Below are 18,458 nucleotides of genomic sequence, written 5' to 3'. Positions count from 1 at the left end.
AACCACCTTTGGTTATGTCTACATTACCCTAGATTCGAAAGGAAATATCCCTCTAACAAAAGATTTATTATATTATTTTTATAACAGACACTATATAAGATTGATGCAAAAGAAAGGTATGATCCCAATGATTCACATTTTAGTAGCCGATGATGATGTACATATTCGTGAGCTCGTTCATTTTTATTTATCTGCAGAAGGTTACACTGTATTCGAGGCAGCTAACGGAGATATTGCTTCCTCTCTTCTTTCAACCGAACAAATTCACTTAGCTGTTATTGATGTCATGATGCCTGGTAAAGACGGGTACCAGCTCGTTGAGGAAATTCGAACTTATTACGATGTTCCCGTAATTTTGCTTACTGCCAAAGATCAGCTCGTTGACAAAGAAAAAGGATTTGCCGTTGGAACGGATGATTATGTTACGAAACCTTTTGAGCCAAAAGAACTCATCTTCCGCATCAAAGCACTGCTTCGGCGTTATCGGATGGTAAACTCGCAGAAAATAAAGCTTGGCCAAACGATCATCGATCGAGACAGTTATGAGGTCTATTGCGAGGATCAACTCCTCATGCTACCGATGAAAGAATTTGAATTATTGTCTCAACTTGCAAGCTACCCTGATCGGATTTACTCCAGAGAAGAGCTGATTCATTTAGTCTGGGGTGCTGACTTTAGCGGGGATGATCGCACAGTTGATGTACATATCAAACGTCTGAGAGAACGATTCCAGCATCGAAGCGAGGATTTTGTCATCAAAACAATTCGAGGAATTGGTTATAAACTGGAGGACTGCTCACATTGAAAACTCTGTACCTTCGAATCGTACTTACCACCGTTCTGGTAATGCTGCTTAGTAGTCTAATGGCGTTCGTTATCTCTAATGCTTATTATCAGTTCAATCTTAAACCATACAATGATGAGAAAATGACGGACATCACATCAGATATCATTCATTTCTATGAACAGAATCCTGAAGTCAACCTCCCTGCCTACCTTACAAGCGTTGGAGAGCTCGGATATCAAATCTATCTTGCTGAAACCGTTGATCAAGGAACATTTTATGGAGGCGCTTTTCGAAAAGAAGATCTCAGGACGGATAAAATTCAAAAGGTGCTAAATGGATACGTATATCATGGGATTGTTGCCTTTCCTGTAGGGGTCTTTATTACAGGATTTTTTGACAATGCACTAAGCAATTCTATTGGAATGCCTATCGTCGTTGACGGACAGACACAAGCCCTTTTTGTTCGTCCCAATGTTGAGCTGCAATTCGGTGAAATGCGTATTTTCTTTGCACTCCTTCTTGTCCTGACTACACTGATCAGTATCTTACTTGTATTTGTCAGCACAAGATACATTGTAAAACCTATCTCTCGCTTAACTGAAGCGACGAAGCAGCTTGCAAAAGGTACCTATCATTTCAAATTGAATGTAAATAGACGTGATGAGATTGGGATGCTTGCGAATCATTTTTCACAAATGGCCAAAAGCTTGGAACAGCTCGAATCGATGCGGCAAGAGTTCGTATCTAACGTATCACATGAAATCCAGTCGCCTCTCACCTCCATTCAAGGTTTTTCCGAGCGTTTGAAGTCCGACCAGTTAACAGAAGAAGATCGTTTGCATTATCTTGATATTATTTCTGCCGAAAGCCGCAGACTCTCCCAATTAAGTAAACAGCTGCTCACACTGGCTTCCCTGGATAAAGAAGATTCAATTATGGATAAACAAATGTATTCTGCGGCGGATCAGATCAAACAGGTAGTCTATATGCTCGAATGGAATTGGCGAGAAAAAGATATCGCAATGGATCTTCACCTCGCTTCCGCTCCAATATACGCCGATCCGAAATGGATGCATCAGGTATGGGTTAATTTGATTACCAACAGTATTAAGTTCACAGAACCAGGAGGGACTGTACGAATTCGGAGTTATCAAAAAGAGCAACATTATTGGATTGAAATTGAGGATACCGGCATTGGAATGCACGACGAAGAAATCCCTTATATTTTCAATCGATTCTACAAAGCAGATAAAGCAAGACTACGCACCGAAGGAAGTAGTGGTCTTGGGTTAGCTATCGTTAAACGCATTATTGATATGCATGATGGGAATATTGTCGTTCAGAGTCAATTAGGTAAAGGAACTCTCATTCAAATATCGATTCCTATCTCCTCCCCGGAATAATTTATTCCAGGGAGGTTTATTGGCATGGTTATCTGTAATACGCTGTTCATGCTCCGTTCATATTCCGGCTCGATACTTAAGTGGTAGGTGAGATATCAATTCTCACAAAATATAGAATGCTTAAGGAATGGAGTTGAACCGTATGTTTTTGGCTTTACGAGAAATGAAACACTCAAAATTACGCTATCTTCTGATCGGACTCATCATGGTACTCATTGCATGGCTCGTACTGTTTGTATCCGGTCTTGCCAAGGGTCTCGGCAATGACAATGCTTCAGCTCTGCAAAATATGGACGCAGATTATATCGTTCTGCAGAATGAATCCGATTTGAGGCTTAATCGATCCCTCTTATCGAATGAAATACTGGATCAGGTAAGATCCATAACGGGTGAACAAGGTGCTACACCGCTCGGTCTACAAATGAGCACCTTAACCAAAGAAGGTTCTAATACCAAAACGGATGCTACCTTCTTTGCCATTGATACCAACAGTTTTATCGCACCTACCATTGTAGAAGGTAAAATGATTGATAATAAATCTGCTGAAGAAGTCGTGGCGGATGTTACTTTGAAGGAAGAAGGATACGCAATCGGCGATCGCATTGAAGATCAATCTTCCGGCAAAACCTTCACGATTGTAGGATTTTCAGAAGGTCAATCTTATAGCCACAGCCCAGTCATTCATATGAATATGGCAGGATGGTTTGCCCTTCATGATGCGGATCCAAACAGTAAAATCTATCATTTTAATGCGATTGCCTTGCAGACTACCCAAGACAATGCAGATCAAATAAGTCAGATTAAGGACATTGAAGTTATCGCCAAAGATGATGCGTTATCTGGAATTCCGGGTTATAAGGAAGAACAAGGTTCGCTTCTGATGATGATTGCTTTCTTGTTTGTCATTGCAGCTTTTGTACTGGCGGTATTCTTCTACGTCATTACTATTCAAAAAATGAATCAATTTGGCGTTCTTAAAGCCATTGGTGCCAAAACGGGATATCTCGTGCGGAATGTAGTATCACAGATTTTGTTATTAACGATCGTAAGTCTCGTGGTAAGTATTGCTCTAACTTATGGGGTAGCTGCCATTCTTCCGGCAAGTATGCCATTTGACCTGAGCCCATCACTCGTAGCTCTTTGTTCTGTCCTGTTTATTGTTGTATCCATTCTCGGATCACTATTGTCACTATATCGTGTTGCCAAAATTGACGCTATCGAAGCAATTGGGAGGGCTGCATAATGAACACTGCGAATATGAAATTACAACTAGAGAACATTACGAAAACATTCGGAGATGGAGATTCCTCCATTCAAGTACTGAAGAATGTAACCCTGAATGTCAAAGCAGGAGAGTTTATTGCGCTCGTTGGTCCATCTGGATCCGGGAAAAGTACGTTCCTCTCTATTGCAGGTGCGCTTCTGGCACCTTCGAGTGGACGAATTGTGATTGGCGGTCAAGATCTAAGCCAGTTCTCTGAAAAAAAAATGAACGAAATACGGCTAGATAAAATAGGATTTGTATTCCAATCCGCGAACCTCATTCCTTATCTAACAGTGAAAGATCAACTTCTTTTGATCGCTGAATTGTCTGGTAAGAAAGGGAAAGCAGCCAATCAAAAAGCCGATGAGATGCTGAAAAGGCTTGGCTTGGCGCATCGAGCACATGCTTATCCAGAAAACCTCTCCGGTGGCGAACGTCAGCGTGTCGCGATCGCTAGAGCTTGGATGAATGATCCTGAAATTCTGCTTGCTGATGAACCGACTGCAAGTCTTGATTCAGAGCGAGGCCGTGCTGTAGTAGAAATGCTTGCACAAGAAGTAAAACAAAGTAATAAATCCGCAATCATGGTTACGCATGATACTCGTATGCTTGATCTCTGTGACCGGGTCGTATATATGGAAGACGGAGTGCTGACTGAACAGCCCGCATTCCAGCATTAATCTATATCAGACAGCAGCAGCCTTTTCATGAAGGCTGCTGTTTTTATTTTGACCGTAGATTAGATCAGGACACTCATTCGATTTTCAGTACACTTCCTTGTAGAATAGACATATGGATTCAATTTTGAGGTGATCTTATTAATGCAGATTGATTATACGGATAAACAACCCAAAACTTTATTAAATAAAGGGACTGGCTTTCTAGCAGGTTACTCCCACTCTCTCAATCCATATACCGGCTGCGCTTTTGGCTGTTCCTACTGTTATGTACGCAAAATGCCAGTTTCCTTGTTTCGGGGAAAAGAGTGGGGAACGTGGGTTGATATCAAAAAACAAAGTGCTGCCTTGCTGCAAAAAGAGCTGATACGAGAAAAGAAAAAAGGACCCGTTACGATCTTTATGTCCTCCAGTACGGACCCCTATCAACAGATTGAATATAAAGAAGAAATCACTCGATCTTTACTCGAAGTCATGACCGGGTATCCTCCTGACTTTTTGCTCGTTCAGACACGGAGTCCACTCGTAAAAAGAGATATTGACCTGTTAAAACAGCTCGGAACTCATGTACGGGTTAGCATGACCGTGGAAACAGATCTGGATGACGTTCGCAAGCATTTTTCTCCATCCGCTCCTCCCGTTCAAGCACGTTTGAATGCACTTCAAAGGCTGCGAGAGGAAGGCATACCTACACAGGTTGCCATAGCCCCCGTCCTGCCTAGTAGTGAGGCATTTCCTGAACTTCTCCGCCCTGTGGTGGACCTAGTATGTATTGATGACTTCTTCATGGGGGATGGAGCTCAAGGAAAACGTACTCAGCAGCTCGGAATACGTGCCAAATATGAAGAGCTTGGCTTCAGCGATTGGTACAATCGTGAAGCTTACAAAGTAGTTGTATCCCGAATGCTTGAAGTTTTTCCAGAAGACAGAGTACGAATCAGTCAAGAGGGATTTGCTCCTTTCTAATTGTAACGGGACTGTATTTATACTGATTGACGATGAAGGATTCGATTATATAATGAAAAGAACGCCATGAGATAATATCTCATGGCGTTCTTTTTTATGATGAGCGTAGCCCAGCAAGTTACTTAAGCTGACTCTTTCATTTCTATTGTCGAACTCGTTTGCGCACGTTCTTTTCCCATTAGGAATACAACAACGACAGCAATCGCAATCGGTATGATCGCAATCTGAAACACATGTGTAATGGAATCAGACATCGCTTGAGTAATCTTATCAAGTACCTCAGGTGGAATTTTTGCACGTCCTTCTGGTGTGAAAATTTCTCTTGTATTCATTTCTCCACCACCAAAACCGGTACTATTTCCACCAAACGCTTCACTAAGACGTTTCGTAAAGGAATGAGTCTGAACCGTTCCGAAGATTGTAAGACCAACCGTCATACCAAACGAACGTAGGAAAGAGTTCGTTGAGTTCGCTGTTCCGCGAAATCTTGGTGACAAGTTGTTGATCGACGCGGTCGGAAGCAGTGAGAATGAGAAACCAACACCGAAACCGGCAATAAACATATATATCGTCAAAACAAGTCTTGTCGTATCCGGTGTCATGGTCGATAGTAAAATCATCCCGATTAGAAAACTGAAGACAGAAAAAATCATCAGCGTACGGAACCGCACTTTGGACTGCGTAATCCCACTAATCATGCTACCAATAACCGTTCCAATCACCATTGGCATCAGCACAATTCCTGCGTTCGTTGCAGATCCTCCATATACGGCTTGCACAAAGATCGGAATAAATACGGAAAGAATAATAAAGGTTGCACCATAAATAAAGGCAAGTGCTTGTGATGCTGCAAAGAGACGTTTCTTAAACATCCAAAATGGAATGATCGGCTCTTCAGCCTTCGTCTCTACGAAAATAAAGATGATAAAGGACACAACAGCAACCGCAATTAACGAGATGATAACAGCAGAATCCCAAGCATATTTACCGCCGCCGAGTTCCAGCGCAAACATAAAGCATACAATCGCAAGTACCAGTGTAAAGGCACCCGCCCAGTCAATCTTCTGTTTCCGATGTTCCAATGTCTCCTTATAATATTTAGCAATGAAGAAGATCGATACGATCCCAATCGGAAGATTAACATAGAAGATCCAGTGCCAGCTAAATGTATCCGTCAAGAAAGCACCTAACAAAGGTCCAACAACACTCGACAGTCCAAACACTGCACCTAAAAGCCCGGTCATCTTACCGCGTTTTTCAGGAGGAAACAGATCAAAAATAATCGTAAAAGCGATTGGCATCAAAGCACCGCCGCCTATACCTTGAATGACTCGAAATGCGATTAACTGTCCCATACTTTGAGACAATCCGCAAAGTGCTGAACCCACAATAAATACGACGAGACCAAACAAGAAAAAACGTTTCCTACCATACATATCTGACAATTTACCGTAAATCGGCATCCCTGCCATCATTGCTACCATATAAGCTGCGGTAACCCATATAAACTGATCATAGTTACCAAGGTCACCTACAATCGTCCCCATCGCTGTAGCCACAATTGTGTTATCAACGGCTGCAGCAAAAATCCCGAGTAACAGACCTGCTGTTACAAAAGAAGCTCGCTTCTTCTCCATATTTTCATCTCCTGATTCTTATCTAAATATTACATGTGGATGGGATTGTTATTCCTCTCCACCTTGTTCACTCAATAGCTCCATTAGCTGATTTTCAAGCCAGGAAATCTCTGATCTAACGAAATGCAGACGATGGTTTATTGTTCTTAAAATACTTCTGCGTTCGCTCTCACTAATGGCGGTATTACTTGAAATCATCTGCAATCCATAATCATAGTGCTCTTGAAGAAAACATAAATACTGTCTGTATTCCTCGAAGATCTGCTCTTGATGCCGGCTAGATATATGATGGAGATTTGCAAATTTGATATCAAAAACATCTTTTGCATCGGCATTATATATCGTATTTTCGTCCATTAAATGCAAAAACTGTTCTTTGCCTGCTTCCGTAATACGATAAATCTTCTTGTTTCCATCTTTGCCTGACATCTCTATAAAATTGTCTTTTTCAAGTCTTTGTATGAGCGGGTATAGTACCCCCCAACTAACTTGCCTTGTTGGACCTATAATTCTAGATAAAATCTGATGCAGTTTGTAGCCATGCATAGGTCTATCCATCAGCTCACCCAGAACAAATAGTTCATACAACGAAAATAGCCTCCTTGTTTCAATTTGTCACGCCATCCGGACAAATATATCGTAGCGATATATGACTTTATTATAATATATCGCTGCGATATAAAAATCAATACTTGAATTGCACCACAAAAAACCGCCTGTAGTTATATCAGGCGGTTTACATTTTAATGAATTGCCAATTTACGAACTGACGCTTTTAGCCGTATTTTCTGGAAAAAGAGCTAGTTTATGAAGCATCTTCTGACTCGATTCATTAAGTCCTTTTAAAGTCACTTCATTTCGATTCTCGTAATATTTAAGTGTTATTTTATCAATCGCACCGACACCGGAGTCGTCCCAAATATGGGAGTTCGTAAAATCAATGACGATATGCTGATCCTGCACTGTCGTATCGAATGCTTTTTCAAAACTCTGCGTAGAGGCAAAGAATAGCTGACCTTTTACATGATATAAATGTAAATCGTCTTTCTCTTGTCTGACGACTTCAAGTTTTGAAATCTTGGCTACAAAGAAAATGGCACTGAGCAGAACACCTGCGATAACCCCTTTGGATAAATCATGGGTCGCTACAACGATGATAACCGTTACGAGCATAACAAAGGCGTCCCCTCTCGGTGCTTTTTTCAAATAACTAAATGAAGACCAGTTAAAAGTACCGATACATACCATAACCATGATCCCTGCGAGTACGGGCATTGGCATAAGTACGACAAGATCACCAAGAACAAGAATTAGAAACATGAGAAAAAGTCCAGCGACCAAGGTAGATAACCTACTTCTTCCACCCGATTTTACGTTGATGACCGATTGACCAATCATTGCACATCCAGCCATTCCTCCAAAAAAACCGTTAATGAAGTTTGCAATCCCTTGCCCTCTTGCTTCTCTATTCTTGTCGCTGTTCGTATCCGTCATATCATCAATAATGGATGAAGTCAGTAATGACTCAAGCAGCCCTACAAGCGCTAATGCAAAAGAATAAGGCATAATAATTTGTAGTGTATTCCATGTCAAAGGCACATCAGGAAACAAAAAGGCAGGCAACGTTTGTGTAATGGTGCCCATATCTCCTACGGTTTGGAGATGAACACCTGTCATGACCGAAACTACAGTTAGCACTACAATGGCAATAAGAGGTGCAGGAATAGACTTTAGGAACCGCGGTACAAAATACAAAATAAATAGCGTACTTCCTAAAAATAAATAGGTCATAGAGGATTTTCCCCAGAAATAAGGAACCTGAGCCATAAATATAAGAATAGCGAGCGAATTTACAAAACCGATCATTACCGCTCTAGGTATAAATTTCATGAGACGAGCCACCTTGAATACACCAAGCAAGAACTGAATAATCCCTGTTAATATAGTAGCTGCAAGCATATACTCAAGTCCGTGATCCCTCACCAGCGGAGCTAACACAAGCGCCATTGCACCCGTTGCTGCTGATATCATGGCTGGCCTTCCACCTACAAAAGAAATGATGATCGCTATGCAGAAGGAAGCATAGAGTCCAATCATGGGACTAACCCCTGCAATCAGGGAGAAAGCAATCGCTTCCGGTATTAATGCTAATGCAACGACCATACCGGATAAAATATCTGCTCTTACATTAAAAAACCAATTACTTCTCCATCGCTCTACCAACTTTACTCCACACCTCTTCTTTTAAATATATTTAGGTAGTCCTTCTCAATCCCATAAGGCCAGACTATACTAAATAACTGTAATAAAAATCCTTCGTTAGTCTATCACGAATCGTTCCTAAATGGAACCTTTTTGATACTAATGATTATGTTATGATAATAATTAAAAAGTGTAATTTAGGAGAAACACCTATGTATATCGGATATATGAGACCCTATCAGGATGACGCTGATCTGAGCATTCAGACAAGCAATTTAGGTAAGTTATCTTGTGATAAACTTGTCGTAGAAGAACACGCATCCGCCAAAAGAAGAAATGATCTCGATCAATTAATCAGCGATCTAAAACCAGGAGATATTATCGTCGTATACAAATTGTTTGCACTCGCCGATTCTACAAGGCATCTCGTTGAACTCTTGCAAACGCTTGAAAAGAAAAAAGCATATATCTGCTCTCTTTTTGAGGGGATTGATACAAGTAGACCCGAAGGATATCCTTTTCCGGATATCGTCAAACATCTAGTCGATTTTCAAAGTGATGTCATTAGTGAAAAGACAAAAAAGGGGCTTTATGAAGCCAAGCAAAAAGGAAATAACCCAGGACGTCCTCGGAAAGCAGACGATAATGTAAAAAGAGCCATAGTAATGTATCAGAGTAATCAGTATAGTCTTGCGCAAATCCGCGAGGAAACGGGAATTAGCAAATCCACGCTTTATCGCTATCTGGATTCAGAGAATTAATAATCTCTAGTTTAATGAAGAAAAAGAGCTTTTCCGCCATGATGCTTGGTAGAAAAGCTCTTTTTTATAATGCAATATTGCAGATTATTTAATAATTCATGTTGTTACTTACTGTCACTTATTAATCTTCAGTTTCGGAGTCCAGGTTTTCCCCCCGTCCTTGGTCAGATAAATGGCCCCTTCAGAGCTAGTATCTGCCATCCATACCGTTTTTCCATTTACAAAATCAATATCGTTTTCAATTCCGGTGATAGAAGGCATGTTGGTCCAAGTTTTTCCTGATTTATCAGAACGCCCCACTCCAATCTTCTCACCCGCTGGGGAGAATCCTCCAAGATAAGCAACTCCCCCAAATATGGATAGGTTACTAGGGTGACCTCCAGGAGAAGCTGGGCCTTCTTTAACGACACCACTTGAATTACCTGGCGCATTTCCACCGCCTGCTGTATCTTGACTGATCACTTTCGTCCAATCCTTACCTGCATTATTCGATGAATATAGTGCATAAGATTGTTGCGACATACCTGCACCGCCGTTCAGACGCACCCATACTTGATGCCCCTCTACAGCAATTTCTCCACCGCTGATTTCTTTAGAAGGTACGGATAAAACGGAGCTCCAGTTCTTACCGCCATTCGATGTTTTATGAATTTTATATCCATAACCCGGAACGACTTCAAGTGCATACCCGTTCTTCGGATCTGAGAACTCAGCATATCTGGTATTCGCCGGTGTTTTCATTTTCGTCCATGTTTGCCCGCCGTCCGTAGTGCTGTAGGTGAAGGCTTTAGAATAGCCAAACCCAATATTTTCGTTCTTAAAGTCGATACGTTCAAGATTCATCGAACCTGTCTTGATTTTGGTTAGTGTCTTGCCTCCATCTTTAGTATAGAGTAATGCATTGGGACCATTCTCTGCAGATTTGGCAAGCATCCAACCTGTCGTATTATTAATAAAATCCAGCTGTGTAAATTGCCATGTACCTTTATATATCGATTGCCACTCGTCCCCGGAATCCGAAGTCCCAATCATGAACCCATTTCCGGCAGCTCTTCCTGTACTCCCTGTTAAAAACTGAATATCACTAAATTGAAATTTTTCTGAACCAGCTGGCTTGTTACCCAATAAATCATCCGCTGAAGATGGAGCAGCCCCTGCTGGAGCTACACTCATTGTCATCGCGGCAGTGAGTGCAAGTGCTGTAATTCCTTTTGCTAATTTTCTTGGTTTCATAGGTAGTGCCTCCTGTCTTTTTCTCTGATGTTCATTTAGTAATTACCCTACTATGTACTTAAACCATATGCTCATATGTAATCAGTACCATACAAGAATTACGAAAAAATCCAATAAAAAAAACAGACGAAATTTCTATAGCTCGCCTGTTTTTTCGTATCAAACAAAGTATGAAATTATAGTGTCTGTTTATATACTCTAGCCTCATACGGACGAAGAGTCACTCCCTCATTGTTTGCATCCTCTATGGCGGAATAATTAGATATCAATAATTGTTTCTTATTACCGACAAAATCAGATGGATAATTAAAGTTTGCCTCCCGATCCGAGTAATTCAAAATGACGAGCAACTTGTCCTTATCTAGCGTACGCAAGTAAGCATAGATTTGTTCATCATCCTCATACAGCAGTCGGTAATTACCATAAACGATGACGTCATGTTGCTTGCGAAGCTGAATCAGTTTCTTATAATAATAGTAAATCGAATCTGGTTCAGCTAAAGCTTGCTCTACATTCACTTCCTTATAATTCGGATTTACCCGAATCCAAGGCTCTGCTGTTGTGAATCCTGCCTGTTTCCCACCATTCCATTGCATTGGAGTTCTGGCATTGTCCCTGCTACGCTCGTGAATAGACTTTAGTAGTGATTGTTCTGTGTGCCCTTTTTCTTTATATTCTCTGTACATTTGCAGTGTCTCAATATCTTTGTAATCCTGAATGGACGAAAACCGGGCATTGGTCATTCCAATCTCTTCTCCCTGATAAATATAAGGAGTTCCTTGCAGCGTATGCAGTAAGGTCGCCAGCAGTTTTGCAGATTCTATGCGATAGTTCCGATCGTCACCGAATCGCGATACCATACGGGGCTGATCATGGTTATTGAGATACAGGCTGTTCCATCCTTTTCCATCTAGCGTTGTTTGCCACTGATGCATCACTTTCTTGAAGTCTGTAAGCTTCCAGGGGATGATATCCCATTTTCCTTCAGGTCCACAGCCCACATTCATGAGATCAAAATGAAAGACCATATTCAGTTCTTTTCGATCTTCACCCACATAACGCAGCGCTTCTTCAGGAGGGACATCCAAACATTCTCCTACAGTCATTACATCATATTTAGACAATACTTCACGGTTCATCTCTTGCAGAAATTCATGAACTCTTGGTCCATCCACAAAATAGGAACCGCCCCAGGCATAATGATCGTTCTCATGTTCTTTAGCGGCATTTGGAAAACGCTGATCTTTCGAAATCATATTAATAACATCCATCCGGAATCCGTCGATTCCTTTATCCAGCCACCAGGTCATCATATCATATACTTCTTTACGCACTTTCTCATTTTCCCAATTCAAATCAGGCTGCTTCTTAGAGAACAGGTGCAGATAGAACTCATTTGTATTCTCATCTTTTTCCCAAGCCGAACCTCGAAAATAAGACATCCAGTTTGTCGGCTCCTTGCCTTCTTCGCCAGAACGCCATATATAATAATCCCGGTAAGGGTTATCTTTGGATTTTTGCGCTTCGAGGAACCACTCATGTTCATCCGATGTATGGTTTACAACAAGATCCATAATGAGCTTCATTCCACGTTCATGCAGTCCTTCCAGCAAATCTTCCCAATCCTTCATTGTGCCAAACTCATCCATAATGGCTTTATAGTTACGAATATCGTATCCATTATCATCATTTGGTGAGTCATAAACAGGACAGAGCCAAATGACATCTACGCCAAGGTCTTTCAGGTAATCCAGTTTAGAGAGGATTCCTTTCAAATCACCAACACCATCTCCATTGGAATCCATAAAGCTGCGTGGGTAAATTTGATAAACTACGCTTTCTTTCCACCACTGTTTCTTCATCGTGTTAACAGCCCCTTACATACATAACTATCATCTAAAAATGTATTATTACCCAAAATCATAAACAATAAAAAAAGAACTCACCATGAGATATCTCCCTCAGTGAGTTCAAATCTTCTTTCTATTTCGTAATTCGAAACGATCCCGTACCGAGTGCAACCAGTTCTTGATCACGATCTACGATTCGTGATTCGGTCGTTAGGGATCGTCCAGTTTCATGAACAATTTTTGCGGTAACCGTAAGCGGCCCATTCTTGGCCGGTTTGACGAAATGGACATTCAGATTACTTGTAACCGAAGATTCTCCAGGACGTCTTACCATAACTGCAATGCCCATAGCGTTATCCATCAGCGAAGAAAGAACCCCTCCGTGAACAATACCCATGAGATTTAGATGATGTGGCTCTGGTTGTAAAGTAACAATAATCTCATCTTCTTTAATTTCAGTAAGCTCACATCCAAGGTACCCCCAAAACGTAGGTTCCGCGGCTTTCGTCATAGATTCAATATATTGCTTGCCTTCTGTACTCTCCATGGAAAGAGCCTCCTTCTCTGTCCCAGACCCTGTATTCATCCTGCCGAAGTTTCTTCCTCTTCTTCAAGCAATTTACGGCGTAACACTTTACCTACAAGGGTCTTAGGAAGCGATTCACGGAATACATATTGTCTCGGTACTTTATATGCCGCAAGCTGGGAACGGCAAAACTTCTCCAGATCTTTCGGATCGGCTGTCTGCCCATCCTTGAGCACAATAAAAGCTTTCACTGTCTCACCACGGTAAGCATCTTTGATCCCTACGACGACCGCTTCTTTTACCGCAGGATGTTCGTAAAGTACTTCTTCAATTTCTCGTGGGTAAATATTGAATCCGCTTGCAATAATCATATCCTTTTTCCGGTCAATAATTGAAAAATAACCTTCTTCATCCATCGTCGCCATGTCACCGGTAAATAGCCAGCCATTTCGAATCGTATCGAATGTCTCTTCCGGCCTGTTCCAATATCCCTTCATGATCTGTGGTCCTTTGACAATGAGTTCACCTGGTTCACCCAAAGCAACTTCCTCGCCCGTATCTGGGTTTACGACTTTTGCTTCTGTATCTGGAAGCGGAATACCAATCGTTCCAATTTTCCGTTTCGCCCATATTGGATTGGCATGAGTCACAGGCGAAGCCTCTGTAAGTCCATATCCTTCAATCAGTCTTCCTTTCGTCAACTCCTCAAAGCGATCCTGAACTTCAACCGGAAGTGCAGCAGAGCCGCTAATACAAGCGTTAATGGAAGATAAGTTATAGTCTTTTATCTTAGGATGATTAATAAGGGCAATATACATGGTTGGTGCGCCGGGAAAAAGGGTCGGTCTTTTTTTCTCTATCATTTTGAGAATGGAGTTTAGTTCAAACTTTGGAACCAGAATCAGCATCCCTGCGCGATAGATCCCTTGATTAAGAACGACAGTGAGTCCAAACACATGAAAGCAGGGTAGCGCCGCAACGTAACGTTCTTTCCCTTCCTCCACCTGATAACACCAATTGGCGGATTGGATCGTGTTCGCAATCAGATTCATGTGTGTTAGCATCACCCCTTTGGGGACACCCGTAGTTCCTCCTGTATACTGCAATAACGCTAAATCATGTTCTGCATCCACCGTTTCACAGTATGGTGTTTTATCAGCAGCAGCAATGATTTTAGTAAACGAATGTACGGTTGCACTGTATTCCACTTGAGGCAGCGGTCCATCTTTTTTAGCGACAAACGGATACAACACTTTTTTAAGCAAAGGTAAATAATCTGGGATAGAAGTGACAATCGTATGCTCCAGCATCGTCTCACCAGTAATCTTCTGAAGCCTAGCATAAAACTGATCCAGCGTGATGATGATTTTTGCTCCAGCATCTTTTAGCTGATATGCAAGTTCCCGCTCCATATAGAGCGGGTTGGTCATGACAGCGATCCCCCCTGCCAGGAGGGTGCCATAATAAGCAATGACCACTTGCGGACAGTTGGGTAGCATAATAGCTACCCGGTCCCCCTTCTTCAGCCCTTTACTTCGTAGTGCGTTTGCCATACGATACGCAGACTCCAGCAGCTTTTTATAACTTATCGTCTTGCCCATAAAGTGCATTGCTGGCCGATTCGGATACTTATGTGCGGAACGGACCAGGAACAGCGCCAGATTCTGTTTCGGATAATCAAAAGCGGGGGCCACTTCGCTCGGGTAAAACGGCAGCCAGGGCTTTGCATTCATAGAATATCAATCCTTTCCTCTGGAATGCTTCCTGCTGACCTACTCCTCATCCAAAACAATTGTATATCTAGCTAAATCAAGCGTCTGTTACACAGTGTATCTTTCGTTATTCACTACTCTAGCTGCTATACTACGTTTGAGTGCAACCGTATCTGCCGGCGTAAGTCTTGTTAATTTCTTCAGAACAGATAATTGCATGCGGAGCATATCCCCAGATTCAACAGAGGTCAGTGTTTCTTTTGCAAAGGCTTCCACTCTTTCCAGCGCTTCATAAGCATATACTTTCGTCATTTCAATCATGTTCGCTGCTTTCTCTTCGGAGACGCGAGCAATTTGTTTCTTGGTACGGAACAGCGCGCTTTCCAGTGCAAATACGTCAATCAGTATATCTGCCAGATTAGACAAAGCTTCTTGTTCCTTTTCAAGTTTGGTGCCAAATTTCTGTACGGCGAGCCCCCCTACGAGCAGGAAGATTTTCTTGGTCATGTCAAGTATATGCTCTTCTTGTCCGAGTGGACCTTCAAATTCTTGTGTCGGCACGATTTGCAGCAATTCACCTTGTAGACCTTGCGCTTTTTGCAAAAGGGCGATTTCGCCTTTCATTGCTTTTTTCACCAGCGTACCTGGAATAATGAGGCGATTGATTTCGTTTGTTCCTTCAAAGATACGATTAATACGGGAGTCACGGTAGATCCGTTCAATTTTATACTCCTGAATATATCCGTATCCGCCGTGAATCTGTACACCCTCATCTGCAATGAAATCTAGGCCTTCCGAAGAAAAAACTTTATTAATGGAGCATTCAATCGCATAATCTGAAATGGCGTTAGCTGAATGGAGCCCCGCATCTGGGCTGTTATAATCAATGTCTGCAAGTGCTTCATCCAGAAGCCCCGCTGTACGGTAAACCATACTTTCCATAACAAAAGTCGTGATGTTCATTTCAGCCAGTTTTTTGCGCATGAGCGGGAAACTCGAAATAGGGGTATCGAATTGTTTCCGCGTATTGGCATATTTCGAACTGAGCTCAATGGACTCTTTTGCTGCACCGACTGTTCCAGCTGCGAGTTTGTAACGGCCGATGTTTAGGATATTAAATGCGATGCGATGACCTTTACCAATTTCACCCAGTAAGTTTTCTCTCGGTACTTTTACATCTTCGAAGAAGAGCGGGCGGGTGGATGAACTCTTGATCCCCATTTTCTTCTCTTCAGGTCCCAGTGTGAAACCTTCCATCTCTTTTTCCACGATAAAAGCAGTAAAGTGTTCTCCATCTACCTTGGCATATACAATAAAAATATCTGCAAATCCTGCATTCGTAATATACAATTTCGAACCGTTTAGGATATAGTACTCTCCGTCATCGGATAGGCGAGCCGTTGTTTTGGCTCCCATTGCATCAGAACCTGATGTTGGTTCGGTCAGACAGTAGGCTGCAATTTTAGCTCCGCTTGAAAGGTCAGGTAAATACTTTTCTTTTTGCTCTGTCGTTCCAAAGTAGACGATAGGCAGTGTTCCGATTCCTACGTGTGCTCCAAAAGAGAGAGCAAAACCAGATCCTTTTGCGAGAGATTCATTAATAATGGTTGAGCTTACTTTATCAAGCCCGATCCCACCAAAAGCTTCCGGAACATCTGCACCCAGAAGTCCGAGATCGCCGGCTTTACGCAGCAGTTCTACGGTCAATTCATAATTCAGTTTTTCAAGCTCCTCATCTCTAGGAACTACTTCTCCATCAATAAAATCACGCACCGTTTCGCCAATCATGCGGTGTTCTTCTGTAAAATCCTCAGGTGTCACGATACGATTTACATCTAAGTTATCGATAATGAAACTTCCGCCTTTAATTCTTGGTTCTTTTGTTTGGTTGTCGCTCATTTGGTGTTACTCCTTTCGGATGATGGATTTGTGGATGATTAATGGTCGTGGTGCTTGGGAGGGTGCTTGGATGGCTGCTTCGAATGCGGATCGTCTTTCGATCGCTGTTACATCCGGATATCTTGATGATATGAGCTGAGGATGAAATCCGGATGTAAAGGCGAGCGCTTCGCTTCTTCAGTCGATTCCGCCTTCTCCGCAGCAGTTTTGCACTGTGCCTCAAGTACCTCAAAAGCTTACTTTCCCTACACAAATTGTGGTGTAGGGAGGGCGAGTTTCGAGGGTTTCTCCTTGAAACCGCCCCATCTTAGTTCAAGTTAGTACCCCACGCTGAACTGTTTCTCCGCGTGTACCTCGAACACCCCTGCGGCTCCCATTCCTCCCCCGATACACATACTCACCACGCCATATCCGCCTCCGCGTCTCGCCAGTTCCGAGATCAGGCTGATGGTAAGTTTCGCTCCTGTACAGCCAAGTGGATGACCCAGTGCAATAGCCCCGCCGTTAACATTGACTTTGTCCTCATCTAGCTCCAAAGCTCTGATAATGTGAAGACATTGCGATGCGAATGCTTCATTAATTTCGAATAGCTTCACATCGTCTTTTTCAATTCCAGCCATTTTGAGTGCTTTGGGAATTGCCTCAACAGGACCTACTCCCATCACCTCAGGTTCAACGCCAGCAATAGCAAAAGAACGGAAAGTAGCTAAAGGAGTAAGCCCAAGTTCTTTTGCTTTTTCACGGCTCATCACCGCTACCGCAGCTGCTCCGTCACTGGTCTGGGAAGCATTCCCTGCGGTTACGGAACCTTTAAGTGCAAATGAAGGTCTGAGACGTCCCAATCCTTCCATGGAGGTGTCTTCGCGAACGCCTTCATCTGTATCAAAAGTAAACGTACGGCTGCGTACTCTACCTTGGTCGTCAACCGAAGTAGAAGCTACCGTGACAGGTACGATTTCCTCTCTGAATTTACCGGAAGCAATCGCGGCTGCTGCCTTCCGATGACTTCCTACAGCAAAGGCATCTTGTGCTTCGCGATCCACATTGAATCTGCGAGCCACCTCTTCCGCCGTGTGCCCCATCCCCATATAGACTTCCGGCATTTCTTCGACAATCCGGTAGTGCGGGGAAGGCTTGAATCCGGTCATAGGTACATGGCTCATGCTTTCCACACCGCCAGCAATGATAACGTCTGCGTGTCCGAGCATAATACGCTCTGCAGCAAAAGCAATCGCTTGTAAACCAGAAGAACAGAACCTGTTGACCGTAAGTGCCGGAACGGTTACCGGATACCCTGCATAGAGCGAAATGATCCTCGCTACATTTAACCCTTGCTCGCCTTCCGGCATAGCACAACCGAGAATGATATCTTCGACATCTTCTTTTTGCAGACCAGGTGCCCGATCAATTACGGCTTCTAGTACCGCTTTTCCTAAATCTTCTACTCTTGTCTCCGCAAGACTTCCCTTTTTGGCTTTACCAATCGCAGTACGAGCCAGCGATACAATCACTGCTTCCCTCATGATTTTCACCTCATCCTT

The 18,458-nt window shown here is 42.5% G+C and carries 15 protein-coding genes; 6 read left to right on the top strand and 9 right to left on the bottom strand.

Going from position 1 to position 18,458, the window contains the following annotated elements; genetic code table 11:
• Window positions 1-127: 127 nt before the first annotated feature.
• The 5 genes from KFT32_RS13595 (at window position 128) to KFT32_RS13575 (ending at window position 5,097) form a co-directional block, all read left to right on the top strand.
• Window positions 128-805 (top strand): response regulator transcription factor, encoded by a 678-nt coding sequence (locus KFT32_RS13595; RefSeq protein ID WP_211747763.1) that lies wholly within the window; start codon window positions 128-130, stop codon window positions 803-805.
• A complete protein-coding gene (locus KFT32_RS13590) occupies window positions 802-2,190 on the top strand; it encodes a HAMP domain-containing sensor histidine kinase (RefSeq protein WP_211747762.1) in 1,389 nt (462 codons plus the stop codon). The genes KFT32_RS13595 and KFT32_RS13590 overlap by 4 nt, the downstream gene beginning before the upstream one ends.
• A gap of 142 nt (window positions 2,191-2,332) precedes the next feature.
• Complete coding sequence (locus KFT32_RS13585) at window positions 2,333-3,433, top strand: ABC transporter permease (RefSeq protein WP_211747761.1); 1,101 nt, start codon at window positions 2,333-2,335, stop codon at window positions 3,431-3,433.
• Between the two features lie 14 nt (window positions 3,434-3,447).
• Window positions 3,448-4,134, top strand: a complete 687-nt coding sequence (locus KFT32_RS13580; RefSeq protein ID WP_211747813.1) for an ABC transporter ATP-binding protein — start codon at window positions 3,448-3,450, stop codon at window positions 4,132-4,134.
• A gap of 141 nt (window positions 4,135-4,275) precedes the next feature.
• A complete protein-coding gene (locus tag KFT32_RS13575) occupies window positions 4,276-5,097 on the top strand; it encodes an SPL family radical SAM protein (RefSeq protein WP_211747760.1) in 822 nt (273 codons plus the stop codon).
• Between the two features lie 122 nt (window positions 5,098-5,219).
• On the opposite strand, the gene KFT32_RS13570 is transcribed toward KFT32_RS13575, so the two are convergent.
• The 3 genes from KFT32_RS13570 to KFT32_RS13560 form a co-directional block, all read right to left on the bottom strand.
• A complete protein-coding gene (locus KFT32_RS13570) occupies window positions 5,220-6,734 on the bottom strand; it encodes an MDR family MFS transporter (RefSeq protein ID WP_211747759.1) in 1,515 nt (504 codons plus the stop codon).
• Between the two features lie 48 nt (window positions 6,735-6,782).
• The gene (locus KFT32_RS13565) at window positions 6,783-7,322 is read right to left on the bottom strand and encodes a PadR family transcriptional regulator (protein WP_211747758.1); all 540 of its coding nucleotides are present in this window, start codon (window positions 7,320-7,322) and stop codon (window positions 6,783-6,785) included.
• Between the two features lie 171 nt (window positions 7,323-7,493).
• Window positions 7,494-8,957, bottom strand: coding sequence for a SulP family inorganic anion transporter (locus KFT32_RS13560; protein WP_211747757.1), 1,464 nt, complete (start codon window positions 8,955-8,957; stop codon window positions 7,494-7,496).
• Window positions 8,958-9,148: 191 nt separating this feature from the next.
• On the opposite strand from KFT32_RS13560, the gene KFT32_RS13555 reads away from it, so the two are divergent.
• Complete coding sequence (locus KFT32_RS13555) at window positions 9,149-9,697, top strand: recombinase family protein (RefSeq protein WP_211747756.1); 549 nt, start codon at window positions 9,149-9,151, stop codon at window positions 9,695-9,697.
• 114 nt (window positions 9,698-9,811) lie between these two features.
• On the opposite strand, the gene KFT32_RS13550 is transcribed toward KFT32_RS13555, so the two are convergent.
• From KFT32_RS13550 to KFT32_RS13525, 6 genes are all read right to left on the bottom strand, one after another.
• A complete protein-coding gene (locus KFT32_RS13550; RefSeq protein ID WP_211747755.1) occupies window positions 9,812-10,930 on the bottom strand; it encodes a WD40/YVTN/BNR-like repeat-containing protein in 1,119 nt (372 codons plus the stop codon).
• A gap of 176 nt (window positions 10,931-11,106) precedes the next feature.
• A complete protein-coding gene (locus tag KFT32_RS13545; protein ID WP_211747754.1) occupies window positions 11,107-12,792 on the bottom strand; it encodes a glycoside hydrolase family 13 protein in 1,686 nt (561 codons plus the stop codon).
• Between the two features lie 121 nt (window positions 12,793-12,913).
• Window positions 12,914-13,327, bottom strand: coding sequence for a PaaI family thioesterase (locus tag KFT32_RS13540; RefSeq protein WP_249435876.1), 414 nt, complete (start codon window positions 13,325-13,327; stop codon window positions 12,914-12,916).
• Window positions 13,328-13,362: 35 nt separating this feature from the next.
• Complete coding sequence (locus KFT32_RS13535; protein WP_211747752.1) at window positions 13,363-15,039, bottom strand: long-chain-fatty-acid--CoA ligase; 1,677 nt, start codon at window positions 15,037-15,039, stop codon at window positions 13,363-13,365.
• 87 nt (window positions 15,040-15,126) lie between these two features.
• Window positions 15,127-16,917: an acyl-CoA dehydrogenase family protein gene (locus KFT32_RS13530; RefSeq protein ID WP_211747751.1), complete on the bottom strand. Its 1,791-nt coding sequence runs from the start codon at window positions 16,915-16,917 to the stop codon at window positions 15,127-15,129.
• A gap of 317 nt (window positions 16,918-17,234) precedes the next feature.
• Complete coding sequence (locus KFT32_RS13525; RefSeq protein WP_211747750.1) at window positions 17,235-18,440, bottom strand: acetyl-CoA C-acyltransferase; 1,206 nt, start codon at window positions 18,438-18,440, stop codon at window positions 17,235-17,237.
• Between the last annotated feature and the right edge of the window lie 18 nt (window positions 18,441-18,458).

This window comes from Paenibacillus sp. Marseille-Q4541 (assembly GCF_018310695.1).
Taxonomy (GTDB): domain Bacteria; phylum Bacillota; class Bacilli; order Paenibacillales; family Paenibacillaceae; genus Paenibacillus.
The sequence above is the reverse complement of the archived record's forward strand: the minus strand, read 5'-3'. Positions and strand labels throughout refer to the sequence as shown.